Origin of the sequence: Pseudomonas sp. S3E12 (assembly GCF_001702295.1) — a bacterium.
Taxonomy (GTDB): Bacteria; Pseudomonadota; Gammaproteobacteria; order Pseudomonadales; family Pseudomonadaceae; genus Aquipseudomonas; species Aquipseudomonas marginalis.
Window position 1 is genome coordinate 1 of record NZ_MBDT01000032.1, and the last position, 16489, is coordinate 16489.

The window sequence follows — 16489 nt, forward strand, 5'->3', positions numbered from 1 at the left end:
GCGGTGATGAAAGCCGGCGGTGTGTATGTGCCGCTGGATATCGAATACCCGCGTGATCGCCTGCTGTACATGATGCAGGACAGCCGTGCGCAACTGCTGCTGACCCATTCCAGTGCCTTGCAGCAACTGCCGATTCCCGACGGCATGCAGACGCTGGCTATCGATCGCACCGAGGCGTGGGCCGACTACAGCGACACCGCGCCGGCGGTAAAACTGCACGGCGACAACCTCGCCTACGTGATCTACACCTCCGGCTCCACCGGCCTGCCCAAGGGCGTAGCGGTGTCCCACGGGCCGTTGGTGGCGCACATCATCGCCACCGGCGAGCGTTATGAAACATCGCCGGCCGATTGCGAACTGCACTTCATGTCGTTCGCCTTCGACGGCTCCCACGAAGGCTGGATGCACCCGCTGATCAACGGCGCCAGCGTGCTGGTCCGTGATGACAGCCTGTGGCTGCCCGAGTACACCTACGCGCAGATGCACCGTCACAACGTGACCATGGCGGTGTTCCCGCCGGTGTACCTGCAACAACTGGCTGAGCATGCCGAGCGCGACGGTAATCCACCGAAAGTGCGGGTCTACTGCTTCGGTGGTGATGCCGTGGCCCAGGCCAGCTACGACCTGGCCTGGCGCGCGCTCAAACCGACCTACCTGTTCAACGGCTACGGCCCGACCGAAACCGTGGTCACGCCGTTGCTGTGGAAGGCGCGCAAAGGCGACCCCTGCGGCGCCGTCTACGCGCCAATCGGCACGCTGCTGGGCAACCGCAGTGGCTATGTACTCGATGCTCAGCTCAACCTGCAACCCATCGGCGTCGCCGGTGAGCTGTACCTGGGCGGCGAGGGCGTGGCGCGTGGTTACCTGGAACGCCCGGCGCTGACCGCCGAACGCTTCGTGCCGGACCCGTTCGGCAAACCGGGCAGTCGCATATATCGCAGCGGCGACCTGACCCGTGGCCGCCCGGATGGCGTGGTGGATTACCTCGGGCGTGTCGACCACCAGGTGAAGATCCGTGGTTTCCGTATCGAACTGGGGGAGATCGAAGCGCGCCTGCGTGAGCAGGACGGCGTCGGTGAAACCGTGGTCGTCGCCCAGGATGGGCCGACCGGCAAGCAACTGGTGGCGTATGTTGTGCCGGCCGATGGTTCGCTGGCCAACGACACCGAGTTTCGCGAAACCCTGCGCCGTGGATTGAAAACCCATCTGCCGGACTACATGGTCCCGGCGCACTTCATGTTCCTGGCCCGGATGCCGCTGACCCCCAACGGCAAGCTCGACCGCAAAGGCCTGCCGCAACCGGATACGGCGCAGTCGCAAGGCGCCTGGGTGGAGCCGGTGACGCCGTTGCAGCAGCAGGTCGCGGCGATCTGGGCACAGGTGCTGGGGGCCGAGCGTATTGGCCTGAACGATCACTTCTTCGAGCTGGGCGGGCATTCGTTGCTGGCCATGCAGGTGATCTCCCGTGTGCGTCAGTTGCTTGAGCGGGAAGTGGCCCTGCGCACCTTGTTCGAACAACCGCAGTTGGAAAGTTTCGTGCTGGCCTTGCAGGCGACAGATCAGGCGCTGGCGCCGCCGATGCTGGCGATCGGGCGTGAGCAACCGTTGGCGTTGTCCTTCGCCCAGGAGCGCCAGTGGTTCCTTTGGCAACTGGATCCGCGCAGTGCGGCTTACCATATTCCCAGCGTGCTACGCCTGACCGGGCGCCTCGACCAGCAGGCCTTGCAGCGCAGCTTCGACGCTCTGGTGGCGCGGCATGAGAGCTTGCGTACCCAGGTGTACCAGGACGGCGAGCGCGCGTTTCAGTTGATTCGCCCAGCGACCGCCCTGGTGATCGCGCGGGTGGAGGCCGACGCCGAGAACCTTCAACAGCAGGTCGAAACCGAGATTGCCCGGCCATTCGATTTGCAGGCGGGCCCACTGCTGCGCGTTACCTTGCTGCGCCTGGCCGACGATGAGCATGTGCTGGTGCTGGTGCAGCACCACATCGTGACCGACGGCTGGTCGATGCAAGTGATGGTCGACGAACTGGTGCAGCTGTACGCCGCCCACTGCCAGGGCCAGGCGCCGCAATTGCCGGAACTGGCGCTGCAATACGCCGATTACGCGCACTGGCAGCGCCAATGGATGGCGGCGGGCGAGCGCGAGCGTCAACTGGCGTATTGGCGGCAATTGCTCGGCGGCGAACAGCCGATGCTGGAACTGCCTACCGCGAACGCGCGGCCAGCGGTGCAAAGCTATCGCGGTGCAAGCCTGCAACTCGAATTGCCCCAAGCGCTGGCAACCGGGCTCAAGGCCTTGGCCCAGCGTGAGGACGTGACGTTGTTCATGGTGTTGCTGGCGTCTTTCCAGAGCCTGTTGTACCGCTACAGTGGTCAGCCGGACATCCGCATCGGGGTTCCGATTGCCAACCGCAACCGGGTTGAGGTGGAGCGCGTCGTCGGTTTCTTCGTCAACACTCAAGTGCTCAAGGCCGATATCGACGGGCAGATCACCGTCGGCCAGTTGTTGCAGCAGGTCAAGCGCCGCAGCCTGGATGCCCAGGGCCATCAGGACCTGCCGTTCGAACAGTTGGTGGAAGCCCTGCAACCGGAGCGCAGCCTGAGCCACAACCCCTTATTCCAGGTGATGTTCAACCACCAAAGCGATGCCGGCCTGATGACCTCGGGGCACTCACTGCCAAACCTGCGTGTAGAAGGGCTGGATTGGGGCAGCCACACCGCACAGTTCGACCTGAGCCTGGACACCCAGGCCTCGGCGGATGGCATCCACGCCACCCTGACTTACGCGACCGACCTGTTTGACCCTGTCGTGCTCGAGCGCATGCTCGCCCATTGGCAGAACCTGCTGCAGGGCATGCTCAATGACCCGCAGCAGCGTGTCAGCCAGTTGCCGTTGCTGGACCCTTGCGAACAGCAGGTGTTGGTAGCGCAATGGAATGCCACCGCTCGCGACTATTCGCGCCAGCCGGTGCATCATTTGATCGAGGCTCAGGTAGCGCAGACCCCGGACGCTCCGGCACTGGTCTTCGCTGCCCAGCGCCTGGACTATGTCGAGCTGAACCGGCGTGCCAATCGCCTGGCCCACCGCCTGATCCGTGCAGGCGTCGGCCCGGATGTGTTGGTCGGCCTGGTCGTGGAGCGTTCCGTCGAAATGGTCGTCGGCCTGCTGGCCGTGCTCAAGGCGGGCGGCGCCTATGTGCCGATGGACCCGGACTACCCGCGTGAGCGCCTGGCGTACATGCTCGAAGACAGTGGCGTGAAACTGCTGCTGACCCAATCCCATCTGCTGCAACAGCTGCCGATTGCCCAAGGCGTCGAATGCCTGGTGCTGGGGGAGTCGGCGTTCGAGGATTACCCCGACACCAATCCTGACATTGTGCTGGACGCTGAAAACCTCGCGTATGTGATCTACACCTCCGGCTCCACCGGCCAGCCCAAGGGCGCGGGCAACCGTCATTCGGCACTGGCCAACCGCTTGTGCTGGATGCAGGAAGCCTACGCCTTGAGCGCCAGCGATACGGTCTTGCAAAAGACACCGTTCAGTTTCGACGTCTCGGTGTGGGAGTTTTTCTGGCCACTGATGACCGGCGCGCGGCTGGTCGTCGCGGCGCCGGGTGATCACCGTGACCCCGCCAGGCTGGTGGCGCTGATCAACGCCGAACACGTGACGACGTTGCATTTTGTGCCTTCGATGTTGCAGGCGTTCATGCAGGATGCGGCAGTGTCCAGTTGCCACAGCGTGCAACGCATTGTATGCAGCGGTGAAGCACTGCCGGTGGATGCCCAGCAACAGGTATTTGCCAAATTACCCGCAGCCGGCTTGTACAACCTGTACGGGCCGACGGAAGCCGCCATCGACGTGACCCATTGGACCTGCATCGATGAACGGCGTGACACGGTGCCCATCGGCCAGCCCATAGCCAATCTGCAGACCTATGTGCTGGATGCCCAGTTGCAAGTGGTGCCCGCAGGCGTCGCGGGCGAGTTGTACCTGGGCGGCAAGGGGTTGGCGCGTGGCTACCATCGCCGTCCCGGGATGACCGCCGAGCGTTTCATTGCCTCGCCGTTCGAGTCGGGTGCCCGCTTGTATCGTACCGGTGACCGCGTGCGCCAGCGCAGCGACGGTGTGATCGAATACCTCGGGCGCCTGGATCACCAGGTCAAGTTGCGGGGCCTGCGGATTGAACTGGGTGAAATTGAAGCGCGCCTCCTCGAAACCGCTGAAGTGCAGGAGGCGTCGGTGCAGGTTGTCGATGGCAAGCACTTGGTCGGCTATCTGGTGTTGCAGGCGCCCGGTGAACACTGGCGCGAAGCGCTCAGTGCGCACCTGGCTGCGCATTTGCCCGACTACATGGTGCCGGCCCAGTGGGTGCTGTTGGAGCAGATGCCTCTGAGCCCCAACGGCAAGTTGGACCGTAAGGCACTGCCCAAGCCCGATGCGCGCCAGCACGAGCAGGTGTTCCGCGCCCCGCAGAGCGAGTTGGAGCAACGGCTCGCGACGATCTGGGGCGAGGTGCTGGACGTCGAGCGCGTTGGCCTGGATGACAATTTCTTTGAACTGGGCGGTCATTCGCTGTTGGTGTTGATGCTCAGGGAGCGCATCCGCAAGGCCACCGGCAGGGTGCTGTCGGTCAGCCAATTGATGCTTAACCCGACGGTTGCCGGGCAGGTGAATTGCCTGGGTAACGGCGCGGGGCCTTCGTTGATCGTCAAGCTCAACAGCCAGACGCAAGGGACGCCGTTGTTCCTGTTCCACCCCAGCTATGGCTCGGTGCATTGCTATAAGGCCATTGGCTTGGCGCTGCGCGAGCAACGGCCGGTGATGGGCGTGATCTGCCGTGCACTGGCCGAGGAGGGCAGTGCGGTGCCGAGCTGGCAAGCGATGGTCGAGGACTACACTGGGCAATTGCTCGCTGCCTGGCCCGAAGGCCCTTATCGCCTGGCTGGCTGGTCAATGGGCGGTAACCTGGCCATGGAAGTCGCTTATGCGCTGGAGCAAGCCGGGCGCGAGGTGGAAGTGGTCGGTTGGATCGACGCCTCGCCACCGTATTGGCTCAAGGCTTACTGGGACGCGGCGGTGACGGCGGATGACGATGAACTGTCGGTCAACCAGCGGCGTGTAGAACTGTTGCAGGTCATGTTTCCTGCCTCGAGCCAACAGATCCACGGGGCGTGGCAGGACAGCCAGGCGCTCTTCAGCGATGAAGTGCAGCAATGGCAGGCGCTGGGTGCCTGGGCTGAAGACGCGTTGGGTGAGACGTTCCGGGAGATCAAGGCAAGCTTGCTTGAGGGTGACGAGGCGCAGATTTCCTGGGAACTGGACCGCACCCTGGGCCAGCGCCTCAAGGATGCCGACTTCAAGCCGCTCAAGGCGCCGATCAGGTGTTGGTGGGCCGCCGCGAGCCGTGCGGGACAGCATCGCCGGTTGATCGAAGCGACCATGGAGCAGGTGGTGGGCCGCGCGTGCGTACAGCAGTCAGTGACGATCGACTCCACCCACGACCGCATCATCGATAACGCCGCGTTCGTACAGAGCTTCGCCGATGCCATGAAGTAACTGTCTGCGTTATCCAACGCCCCTGGCCCAACGGCCAGGGGCGTTTTTTTTTGCCTTGCCTGCGTGTTGTGCGGGCAGCAAAAAGCCCCTGGTCATTGCGCATGGCCAGGGGCTTGGGGCGGTGCGTCTAGCGTCTATGCATCAGAAGTTCCAGCGAGTGCTGAGCATGATGTTACGCGGGTCACCGTAGTAAACCGAGTTGTAGAAGCCGATGTTGGTGTAGTACTTCTTGTCGAAGACGTTGTTGACATTGAGGCTGGCCGATACGTTCTCGGTGACCTGGTAGCGAGCCATCAGGTCCACCAGCCACAGGGGATCCTGGGAGAAGTTATCCTGGCTGCCGGTGGTGTAATTGTTGGTCAGCAGCTTCCAGCCCGTACCCTGCCAGCGCACGCCGCTGCCCAGGGTGAGTTTGTCCAGGGCGCCGGTCAGCTTGTAGCTGGTGTAGATATTGACCTGGTCTTCCGGTTCCCAGGTGGAGAGTTTTTCACCCTCTTTGTCACGCATGATCTTGTGCGTATAACCCGCCTGCAGCTGCCAGCCGGGGGCCAGCTCGCCGGAGATTTCCGCTTCGTAGCCCTTGGTCTTGGCCTTGGTGCCCTTGGACGCATAGTCGAGGCCCGGGTAGCTGTCGGGAATGTAGTCGCTATCGTCGATGGCGCGGTTTTTCTCGTGCACTTCGAAGTAGGCGAGGCTGGCGTTGAGGCGTCCATCGAAGAATTCGCCTTTGAAGCCGACCTCGTAGTTCTTGCCTTCATCCGGCTCGATCGGCTTGTTGTTGCGGTCGCGGTAGTCGTCCTGTGGCAGGTAGATCTCGGTGAAGCTGGCATAGGCCGAGAGGTTTTCGGTGAAGTCGTAGGTAAGGCCGGCGTAAGGCACGACCTTGCCGGTGTCCTTGACCTGGCTGGTGCCGCTGACCTCGTAGTTGTTGAGCCGGGTACCCAGGATCAGGTGCCAGTCATCAGCCAGGCTGAAGCGGCCGGTGATGTACTGGGCGCTCTGGCGGGTGAGCTCGTCGTTGCGTTTGGTCTGCGGGCCACGGTCAGGTTTGGGAACCTCGCCGTTCCAATTGAAATAGTCGTAGTTGTTGTTGATGGCGCGGGTGTAGTCGCGGCCCAGCCAGCGGGAGCGCGAGACCGAGGCGCCGATCACCAGTTCATGGTCACGTCCGAACAGGCTGAAAGGCCCGGTGGCATAAAGGTCGCCGGTATCGCTGGTGGTCTCGCCATTGTAGGTCCGCGTGAGCAACATGGACTGACCGGTGGTGACGTTGGGCGCCAGCAGGGCGGACAGCGGTGCCTTGTAGCCATTGATCTGGTGGTTGTACTGGGCCTTGCCGACCCAGCCGTTATCGAAGGTGTGTTCCAGGGTCGCGAAACCGGTACGGGTGTACTGCGCCCACTTGCTGAACTTGGCGCCATTGTTGAACGAACGCGAGGTGCTGATGCGGTTGCCGGCGCTGTCATACAGCGAGGCCGAGCCCGACCAGCTGGAGCCTTGCGGGTCGCTGTCCTGGTAGTCGCCGCCGACGGTCAGCAGTGTGTCCGGTGACAGGTCGAACTCCAGGATGCCGTAGTACACGTTGGTCTTGCGCTGGTAATGATCGAGGAACGTGTGCTTGTCCTGGTAGGCGGCCACCGCCCGACCGCGCACGTTACCGGTCTCGGTGAGCGGACCGCCGACGTCGACTTCCGAGCGGTAGTTGTCCCAGGAACCGGCGCCCAGGTCGATGTAGCCCTTGAATTCCGAGGTTGGCTTCTTGCGCACCATGTTGATGGTGCCGCCAGGGCCGCCGGCACCGGTCAGCAGGCCGGTAGCGCCCTTGAGGATCTCGACGCGGTCGTAGATCACCGTGTCGGTCAGGGTGTGGCCGGACGAATACTGGGCATCCTGCAGGATCGGAATGCCGTCGTACTGGAAGTTCTGGATGGCGAAGCCACGGGAGTAGTAGCTGGTCCGCTCACTGTCGTACGCGGCAACGGTGATGCCGGGGGTATGGCGCATCACGTCGTCGATCGACTTGAGGTTGAAGTCATCCATGGCCTGGCGCGTCACCACCGAGATCGATTGAGGCGTCTCCCGGGGCGTCAGCACCATTCGGGTCGCGGTCGCGATGGTGCCGGGAGTATACGAGCCGGAGCCCTCGGTAATGGTGCCGAGCTGGTTGGCGGTCACCTGGGTGGCGCCCAGCTCCAGGGCGGACGAACGCCCGGCCGTGAGCGTCATGGTGTTGCCCTGCAGGTCGTAATCGACCCCCGTCCCGGTCAGCAAGGTGGTCATGGCCTGGCCAGGTTGCATCTTGCCCTTGACCTTGTGACTGCGTTTGCCTTCTACGTCGGACGGGCTGTACAGCACTTGCAGGTTGGCCTGCCGACCAAATTCTTGAAGAGCGCTCCCCAGTGACTGGGCGGGGACATTCAGCTCGATCTCCTGCGCCTGAACATAACCTGCGACTGGCAGGGTCAGCGCAACGGCAATGGCGCCAGGGAGCACGTGGGTGTTCAAGAGGCGGCGCATGGAGAGTGCCTTGCTCAAGGGACTCAGACCAAATGTTGCTGGCATGGGTGAATTCTCTTCTAGGTATTTAGTGGGCAGATTATAAATATTTGTTGTGGTTGGTTCTCATTACCACTAGTGAGACGTTCCTACCTGTGGAAACCGGAAAAGAATTTTCAGGCCGGCTCCATTTCGTGTACCACCTGGCCCGCACGTAGCCGTACCAACTGGTCGGCGATATCGAAGTAGCGGTCGTCGTGGCTGATCACGATGATGGTCTTGCCCAGGCGCTTGAGGTCCGGCAGCAGTTCGGTATAGAACACGCGGCGGAAGGCCGGGTCCTGGTCGGCGGCCCATTCGTCGAACACCAGCACCGGGCGCTCTTCCAGCCAGGCGTTGACCAGTGCCAGGCGCTTGCGCTGGCCGGTGGACAGGTCGGTGGTGCTGAATACGCCGTCCTTGACGCTGACCTTGTGCGCGATTTCCAGGCGCTCCAGGTACTTGGCGGCGCTGTCCAGGGACTGGGTGGCGCTGCCCTGGACCAGGTCGTCGAACAGGTAGTAGTCGGCGAACACCGTGGTGAACAGCTGGCGATAGTCATCGCGCGCCGGGTCGGTCACCGTTTCGCCATTGAGGCGGATTTCCCCGGCCTCGGGTTGATACAGGCCCAGCAGCAGCTTGATCAGGGTGGTCTTGCCGCAGCCGTTCTCGCCGACGATAAACACGATATCACCCTGCTTGATGCTCAGGTTGATCGGCCCCAGGTGGAACGGCTGGCTGCCTTCCACCGGCGGCGGGCTGTAGCTCACGCCGCGCAGCTCCAAGCTGTGCACCACCGGTGTCGGCGCTTCGCTGCCGTCCATCAGCAGGTGCGGTTCGGGGGAAGAGAAGCGTTCGGACAGTTCGGTGATGCGCGCAAACGCAATGCGCGCCTTGCCGATGATCGGCAGGTAACCCACCACGTGTTCCAGCGGGCCCTTCATGTACAGCAGCACCAGCACAAAACCGGTGATCACCGCCGGGTCCGGGTTCGGGTTGTAGGCCTGCATCGCCAGCGCCAGGCCGATGACCACAAAGAACAGCATCGAGCCGAAGGTCTTGGCGACGATATAGATGTTCACCGAACGCACCTGGATATCGCTGATACGGTCGGCGGTTTCCTGGATGCGGTGGGTGTTCATGCGGTAGCGGCGGGGTCGGTGGATGCGCAACTCCTTGGCGCCGGAAGCGATTGCCGAGTAGTAGCGTTGCAACTCGTCTTCCTGGTCGCGGGCCTCGTCGAAGCCGCGAATGCCCTTGGCGCCGGCAATGAATTGCACGCTGCTGCCGATGACGATCGCCACCACCATCATCAGGAACATCGGCACCGACAGGTACGCCAGGTACCCCAGGCAGCCCAGGGTCACGGTGGTGGCGATGGCCAGCGGGGTGAAGGCAAAGGAGAAGTCGCTGATGGTGTCGACGTCATGGGTCAGCACCGGGATCAGGCGGTGGGAGCGATACTGTTCGATCTGCTCGATGGGCGCCGACAGCACCTTTTCGCCGAGATCCTTGCGCAGGGCGGCAATGATCCGCTGGCCCACATAGTTGGTGCCGATATCGGAGACGATCGAACTGGTCAGCGCCAGCACACACAGCGCCGCAAAGCTCAGGATCACGCCCTGGGTCATACCCGTGGAAGAATGCAGCGCGTTATTGATGGTCGCCAGCAACAACGTGATGGCCAGGCCGCCGGCCATGCCCAGGGCGATGGAGACCGTCACGATGGTGCGAAACGGCCTGAGCAATGCAAGCAAACCTTTGAAGGCGCCGCGCTTGGGATCGGTCATAAGTACTTCCCGGAAAGTGAAAAAGAGGGGGCTGGGCACACAGACCCTTACCCATGACAAACGAAGGATTGGCGCGACTATTTAGCTCGACGTGCCCGGCGGTGGCGGTGGCGGATAAATTGCGCGTGGGCTGGTTCGTTCTTGTGGTGTAGGCGCACGCGTATCGGCGCGTGCCTGATCTTTCCAGCGAGAGCGAAACAATGACGAAAAAGAACCTGGTGTACGTGTGGTCCCTGCGCAATGCCGCTGCCGACAAGGCCGGCCAGCCGGTGGCCTACAAGGACCACGAACGCTACATGAAGTCGGTGCTGGAGTTTCTGGTGGGGTCGCTCAACGACACGCCACTGGGCGAGGCCTACAACCTGGTGGGCGTGGTGTATGACGACGATGAGCAGAACCCGCGGGACCAGCAGTTGGTGGCCGACTACGGCTTTGCCTATAAGCCCGGCCGCCAGTGGCTGTACCCGGCCGACCTGCGGGTGCAGGGGCGCCTGGTCAACGATCTGCTGCTGAGCGTGCCGTCCACCTATCGGCGCCTGCCGCGGGGCAGCGCCGAGCATATTGCCGGCAAGCAGGATTTCGAACGCCGCCTGCATGACACGTTGGTGGAGCTGAAGGCCGATATCGTGGTGCTGGACGGCCTGCTGGTGATCCTGGACGAGCTGGTGCGCCCTGGTGCGCCGTTTGCCCGTCGCATCATGAACATCCACCCCGGTATTACCCGTATCGAATCGCCCTATGAGCGCCGGGGTGCCTACGCCACCTGGAATGCCTTGTACGGTGCCCGTGGACAAGCCGTGGTGGATTGGGCGACCAGGGAGACGCAGCCGTGTGAACCGCTGTACCTCACCGGCGCCTCGTTCCACTACGTGGATAACGGCATCGACTCCGGCGAAGTGTTCCACGACGTGCTCAAGACCGAGATCTCGCCGGACGACACCATACTTGAGTTGCGTTGGAACAACTTCAATAACAGCCTGTTCCCGGCGTTGCATGAAGGCCTGGAGTTGTTGGCGCAGAAGGGGGTCTAAGCCGCGCACGATTTGACTGTGGGAGGGGGCTTGCTCCCGATGGCGGAGTGTCAGTCAATGGCGATGTCGACTGCCGCACCATCGGGAGCAAGCCCCCTCCCAGATTAAATCCCGTCAGCTTCAGAGATCGCGCACGACCCTGAAGCCGATCCAGTCACCCCGCGTCTGCGGATAGATCGTGTTGCGGTTCCCTGAGCGCGAAAACACCGGCGCCTCGCCCCAGTCATTGCCGCGAATCATGTAGCCCTCGCAGTTTGGCTCCATCCATGCGCTGCCGTCGGTGGGCGCGCCGATGTAGCTGGAGTGCTCGCAGTCGGCCACCCGCTCATAGACGTTGCCATGCATGTCGTACATGCCAAACGCATTCGGCGGGTAGCTGCCTACCGGCGAAGAATAGCTGTAGCCGTCCGCCGGCCCGTAGGTGTTGGCATGCTTGGCGATGCTGTAGCCCTTGCCCTCGTCGAACGGGAACGGGAATGGCCCGGTGGAGCCGGCGCGCGCGGCGTATTCGCGCTGGGCCTCGCTGACCATGTGGTACTGCTGGCCGGTCTTTTTCGACAGCCAGGCCACGTAGTGCTTGATGTCGTCCATGTCCATGCACACCGCCGGCTGGCGCGGGCCCTGGGGGTAGCGCGGCTTGCTGGCGATGCATTCGCGGCCGGGGCGGGTGTCGCCGTCGGCGATCTTCACCCCGGTCTGGCGGATATAGCTGTCCCATTCGCCGGCGGTGATGTGGAAGCGGCTCATGGCGAACGGCTTGGCGAAGGTCACTTCATGCATCGGGCCTTCGTCCGGCTCACGGCCGACTTCGTCTTCCGGCGTCCCCATGGTGAAGGTGCCGGCGGGCAGTACCACCATTTCCGGGCAGTCCTTGCAGTCCTTGAACACTTTGCCCGGTTGCGGCGTGGCAGCCTGGGCCAGGCCCGGCAGCAGCGCGCCGCACAGGGCGGTCAGTGCCAGGGTCGTCAGGGGTTTGAGTCGCAGTGGCGTCATAGGGGCCTCTCGTGCAAAGGGAAAAAGGCGCGTCACAACCGCTGGCTGAGCAGGGTCATGAAGCGCTGGATTTCGTCGGAGTTGTTGAGCAGGCCGGGCGCCGTGCGGATCACCGGGCCGACGTCGCGGTCCACCGCGTCGATCACCACGCGGTTCTTCTGCATATAGGCCGCCACCCGATCACTGTCCTGGCCCTTGACCCGGAAGAAGGTAAAGCCGGCAGACAGTTCTGGGCTGCGCGGCGTGACCAGTTCGATCTGCGGGTGCGCCAGCAATTGCTCCTTGAGTTCGGCGTTCAGTCCATGGATGCGCGCCTGGACCGGCGCCTTGCCCAGTTGCAGGTGCAGCTTGAAGGCCTCATCCGCCGCCCAGCGATGCTCGAAGGCGTGATAGCCGCCGGGGGTCATGATGGTGGCGAAGTCCTTGTCTTCGGAGAAGGTCGGCACCATGGGCGTGACGTAGGTGTTTTCAGGGTTGCGCGCGCACACCAGCCCGGTGCCCCGCGGACCGAACATCCATTTATGGGTGCCGGCGATAAAGAAGTCGCAATGCATGTCGGGGAAGTCGAGGTTTTCCACGCCGAAACCATGCACGCCATCCACCACATAGAGGAGGCGGTCTTTGTCGTCGCGGTTGCGGTTGTGCGCCGCCACCAGCTTGCCGATCTCGCCGATGGGCAGTTTCACGCCGCTGCCGGACTGTACCCAGGTCATGCCCAGCACCCGGGTATTGGGGCGGATATTGCGCTGGATATTGCCCAGCACCTCGTCGGCAGAGACCTGGCTGGCCCGCTCGAACAGCTTGATCCGGCGCACCTGGGTGCCTTCCTTGAGCACGCGAAAATCCAGCACGTTCTGGGTCGCGTAATGCTCATGCACGGTGGTGAGGACTTCCTGGTCCGGGCGCACCTTGATGCCGCCATAGATCATCGCCAGGCCTTCGGACGTGCTGCCGGTCAGGGCGATCTGCGCCGGGGTGGCCTTGAGGTAGCGGCCGGCCCATTCGCGTACCTGGCCTTCGCGTTTCCAGGTTTGCTCCAGGTCCCAGTCCATGGCGAGCCCTGGGTTGCGGTCGATCTGGGCGCGGTAGCGCTCGATGGCCTCGCGTACCGGCCTGGGGTGCGAGGCCACCAGGAAGTTGGAGAAGTGCAGGTAATCCGGGTCCTGGTTGAACAGCTGCTTGAACCCCGTCCATGGGTCATCCGTGGTGGTGGCAGCCAGTGCCTGCGGGATGAGTGCAGCGCCCAATGGCAGGCTGGCGGCGAATACCCCGGCCTGCTTGAGAAACGTACGGCGGTCAGTCATGGACTTGCTTCTAGGTGATTAGCGGTTGGCCAAGGGTTTGGCGGCTTTTTGTACCTGGTCCCACACCCGCAGGAAGTTGCCTCCCCACAGCTTGGCGATGTCGGCTTCGGAGTAGCCGCGCTGGATCAGTTCGGCGGTGACGTTGCGGATTTCGCCGACGTTGTTCCAGCCGTCGATACCGCCGCCGTCGTTGAAGTCCGAAGCGATGCCGACGTGATCGATCCCGATCTTGCGCACGGTGTAGTCGACGGCGTCGCCCCAGTCCTTGAGCGTGGCCTTGGGTTCCTCCTCAAGAATCCCGTACAGCCCTTGGGCATACTGGCCGAACTTCTGCTCCGGCCATGCCGCGATGATCGCGTCCCCCGGCATCAGGGCCATGGCCAGGTTGGGCAGTGGCGGCAGGTCGAAACGCGCGCGCAGGGTGTTGAGCTTGTCCTGGGTCGGCTGGCTCAGGGGGCGTATGTAGGCCGGGAAGCCCACCACCTGCACCACGCCGCCACTGTTCTTGATCAGTTGCAGTTCCTTGTCGCTGAGGTTGCGCGGGATGTCCACCGACGCGCGCGGTGCCGAGTGGGACGCGACCATCGGCGTGCGACTCAGGTGCGCGACTTGCTCCAGGGCCTTGGTCGACATCTGCGACACGTCAATGATCACCCCCAGGTCATTGAGGCGCTGCACCGCTTGCTTGCCGATGTCCGACAGGCCTTCGAGGGCATCGACGGAATCATTGAAAAACGGCAGTGGGCGCGATGAGTCGGACCAGGCGTTATTGCCGATATAACCGAAACCGAACATACGCATGCCCCGGGCGGTCCACAGGTCCAGCTGGTTCAGGTCATTGCCCAGGGGGTAGGCGTTGAGCATGCTGATAAAGATCGCGAACTTGCCTTCGCCATGCAGACGTCGAAAGTCATCCGGGGTATAGGCGATGCCGACTTGATTGGGAAAGTCACGCACCATGCCGGAGATGATCTTGTAGCGCACCTCCTGCTCGTGGCGGGCTTCCTCGACAAAACCGTCAGTAGGCTTGTGCGGGGCATTGGGGCCATTCCAGATTTCCGGCCAGCCGAAGATCGTCAGGGCTGCGCCGGACAAGCGACCGCGTGCCGCCTTGGCCAGGTCGAACTGGCCGCTGCCGTCCTTGTCCGCCTCGTTGCCGGCGGTGCCGAAGTCCATGGGCACGGTGATGTGGCTGTCGAACGACAGCAGGCGGTCCTGCAGTTCATTGGCCTGCTTGATCACGGCGAGCGGGTAGCCGGCATTGCCCTTGAACCAGTGATCCCAGGCCAGGAAGCCTGCGCTGGCACCGATGGCCAGTGCCAGCGGCAAGCCGATGTACAGCGCCTTTTTCGAACGTGGTTTTGTCATTGCCATCTCAGTCAGTTGAGGCCTTCGCTATCAGGGAAGAACGAGTGGTGCGCGGGGAAATTTAGGCGGCGCGGGCAGGGCGGTAAATTTCCCCGGCGTGCAAACGTTCTAGCTCTGATAAAGCCGTTTCCTAAGGTAGACAATGACCATCTCTCGACGTGGGTTCATCGCAGGCCTGGCGCTGACCGGCGCGGCTGTGCCGGCCGCTTTCTATGCCCATCGCGAGTTGACGCGCGAAGAAGAATTCCCCATCACTCCCGGCGAAGCCACTGTGGACCTGGCCGACACCGCCGGGCAGCACCTGGCCAACACCTTGCGCGGGGTGTGGCGCCTGCGCCTGGAAGGCCGCGACGCCGGCCTCAAGGGCCTGCCGCTGCAGGGCCTGGAACTGTTGCTCGACATCGCCCCCCGTGGCCGTGGCCTGCGCGGCTACCTGGACACCGCCGCCAACCTGCGCAGCGAAGGCGAACCGCGCTACCGCGTGCTGGGTGACCTGCTGACGGGCGAGGGCGCCTTGCTTTACTGGCGCCTGATCGACCGCGATGCCCTCGACGGCAGGCCCGCCTATGAGTTCAAGATGACCCTCGATGAAGTCTGGGCCGACTTCGCCAACGCCGGCAGCGGCACCCTCAGCGGGCACATCCTCGACCTGGATCGCCCCCTGGCCTTGACCGAACGTGACAACCGCTTTATCGCCCACAAACAGCTGTTTCCCGAAGCCCGCCAACGCATCGGCCTCAACCCGACCCTGCTGGCCTGGCTGATTGCTCCGGAGCACCGCCTGTTTCACCAGCTGTGGCACGCCACCCGTGACCAGTGGCACAAACTCTCCGAAGAAAAACGCGACGCCCTGCGCGGTATCGGCTGGCAACCCGGCCCGCGCGGCAAGGAGCGTGACGCCCGTGGCAAACACAAAGACCGCAACGGCTCGGGCATCGATTTCTTCTTCATGCACCGGCATATGCTCGGCACCGCGCGTTCGATGCAGGATCTGCCCTCGTGGCCCGCATTCCCCGAACCGCAACCGGCGCTGGAGCGCGATCGCCTAGGCTTCCTGCGCTACTTCGACAACCACGACGGCTTCGCGCTGCCGCCCACCTGGTCAGCCCCGGACGACAGCGAATACACCCAGTGGGTCAGCGACATCAAGGCCGCCGAGACCTACCACAGCAACTTCCAGGTCTGGGAATCGCAGTACCGCGACCCGCGCTACCTGGCCAGACTGACCTTGGGCCAACTCGGTTCCGAAATGGAGCTGGGCCTGCACGACTGGCTGCACATGCGCTGGGCCTCGGTGCCCCGCGACCCGTCCAACGGCGCGCCGGTACCCCTGGCCCGCGACCCGGCAGACTTTGCCCCGCGCTGGTACGCGGCGGAAAACGACTTCCTCGGCGACCCGTTTTCATCCCATGTAAACCCGGTGTTCTGGCACTTCCACGGCTGGATCGACGACCGTATCGAGGACTGGTACCGCGCCCACGAACGCTTCAACCCCGGCGAAGTCAGGCGCCTGGACGTCAACGGCGTGGCCTGGTTCGCCCCGGGACGTTGGGTCGAAGTCGGCGACCCGTGGCTGGGCCCGGACACCCATGGCTGCAGTACCACCCCGGGGTTGCAGATGGGCAAGTCGATGGAGATGGACCCGGAGACCATGAAGCTCGCCTTGCGCATTACCTTTGGCGAGGACGAGCACCTGTTGCAGGGCCTGTTCAAGCGCGTGCCGAAGCGGCCCTGGTATGCGCGGCATTTGAAGGTGAAGACCGTCTAGCGACGTTCTCGCTCCCGTTCGGGAGCGATTACCTGCGCTGAAAAAAAACCTTGAACCCTCGCTGCCTCCCTCTTGTCCCCGCTTCCCATGTCACCCCCCAGCGCCCAAATCCCTTAATTTTCCAACCCTGCCGGAAGCCCC

The 16489-nt window shown here is 63.2% G+C and carries 8 protein-coding genes and 1 pseudogene; 4 read left to right on the forward strand and 5 right to left on the reverse strand.

The features are described 5' to 3' along the window. Positions 1 to 1479, forward strand: a pseudogene (locus BB029_RS34340) (amino acid adenylation domain-containing protein); the annotation flags it as partial. Positions 1480 to 1491: 12 nt separating this feature from the next. After that, entirely contained in the window at positions 1492 to 5559 is a 4068-nt protein-coding gene (locus BB029_RS24620; protein WP_371914637.1) for an amino acid adenylation domain-containing protein, read from the forward strand. A 141-nt stretch (positions 5560 to 5700) separates the two neighbouring features. Here the strand turns inward: BB029_RS24620 and BB029_RS24625 are convergent, their stop codons facing one another. Continuing rightward, the gene (locus BB029_RS24625) at positions 5701 to 8076 is read right to left on the reverse strand and encodes a TonB-dependent siderophore receptor (protein WP_065941145.1); all 2376 of its coding nucleotides are present in this window, start codon (positions 8074 to 8076) and stop codon (positions 5701 to 5703) included. 155 nt (positions 8077 to 8231) lie between these two features. Beyond that, complete coding sequence (locus BB029_RS24630) at positions 8232 to 9884, reverse strand: cyclic peptide export ABC transporter (protein WP_065941146.1); 1653 nt, start codon at positions 9882 to 9884, stop codon at positions 8232 to 8234. Between the two features lie 200 nt (positions 9885 to 10084). Here BB029_RS24630 and BB029_RS24635 point away from each other — a divergent pair, with 200 nt between their 5' ends. Next, a complete protein-coding gene (locus BB029_RS24635) occupies positions 10085 to 10915 on the forward strand; it encodes a formyltransferase family protein (RefSeq protein ID WP_065941147.1) in 831 nt (276 codons plus the stop codon). Positions 10916 to 11035: 120 nt separating this feature from the next. On the opposite strand, the gene BB029_RS24640 is transcribed toward BB029_RS24635, so the two are convergent. Genes BB029_RS24640 through pvdM form a run of 3 tightly spaced genes read right to left on the reverse strand, consistent with a single transcriptional unit; the run spans position 11036 to position 14580 of the window. Beyond that, on the reverse strand, positions 11036 to 11908 hold the full coding sequence (locus BB029_RS24640; RefSeq protein ID WP_065941148.1) for a formylglycine-generating enzyme family protein: 873 nt from the start codon (positions 11906 to 11908) through the stop codon (positions 11036 to 11038). A gap of 32 nt (positions 11909 to 11940) precedes the next feature. Continuing rightward, the gene (locus tag BB029_RS24645; protein WP_065941149.1) at positions 11941 to 13212 is read right to left on the reverse strand and encodes an aminotransferase class V-fold PLP-dependent enzyme; all 1272 of its coding nucleotides are present in this window, start codon (positions 13210 to 13212) and stop codon (positions 11941 to 11943) included. An 18-nt stretch (positions 13213 to 13230) separates the two neighbouring features. Continuing rightward, positions 13231 to 14580 (reverse strand): pyoverdine-tailoring dipeptidase-like protein PvdM, encoded by a 1350-nt coding sequence (gene pvdM, locus BB029_RS24650; protein ID WP_065941150.1) that lies wholly within the window; start codon positions 14578 to 14580, stop codon positions 13231 to 13233. A gap of 142 nt (positions 14581 to 14722) precedes the next feature. On the opposite strand from pvdM, the gene BB029_RS24655 reads away from it, so the two are divergent. After that, positions 14723 to 16348 (forward strand): PvdJ/PvdD/PvdP-like protein, encoded by a 1626-nt coding sequence (locus BB029_RS24655; RefSeq protein ID WP_065941151.1) that lies wholly within the window; start codon positions 14723 to 14725, stop codon positions 16346 to 16348. Positions 16349 to 16489 lie beyond the last annotated feature (141 nt).

Bases quoted from the DNA above. Each gene is read 5' to 3' on its own strand.
- BB029_RS24625 (WP_065941145.1), bottom strand. From the start codon at position 8,076: ATGCGCCGCCTCTTGAACACCCACGTGCTCCCTGGCGCCATTGCCGTT.
- BB029_RS24630 (WP_065941146.1), bottom strand. From the start codon at position 9,884: ATGACCGATCCCAAGCGCGGCGCCTTCAAAGGTTTGCTTGCATTGCTC.
- BB029_RS24635 (WP_065941147.1), top strand. From the start codon at position 10,085: ATGACGAAAAAGAACCTGGTGTACGTGTGGTCCCTGCGCAATGCCGCT.
- BB029_RS24640 (WP_065941148.1), bottom strand. From the start codon at position 11,908: ATGACGCCACTGCGACTCAAACCCCTGACGACCCTGGCACTGACCGCC.
- BB029_RS24645 (WP_065941149.1), bottom strand. From the start codon at position 13,212: ATGACTGACCGCCGTACGTTTCTCAAGCAGGCCGGGGTATTCGCCGCC.
- pvdM (WP_065941150.1), bottom strand. From the start codon at position 14,580: ATGACAAAACCACGTTCGAAAAAGGCGCTGTACATCGGCTTGCCGCTG.
- BB029_RS24655 (WP_065941151.1), top strand. From the start codon at position 14,723: ATGACCATCTCTCGACGTGGGTTCATCGCAGGCCTGGCGCTGACCGGC.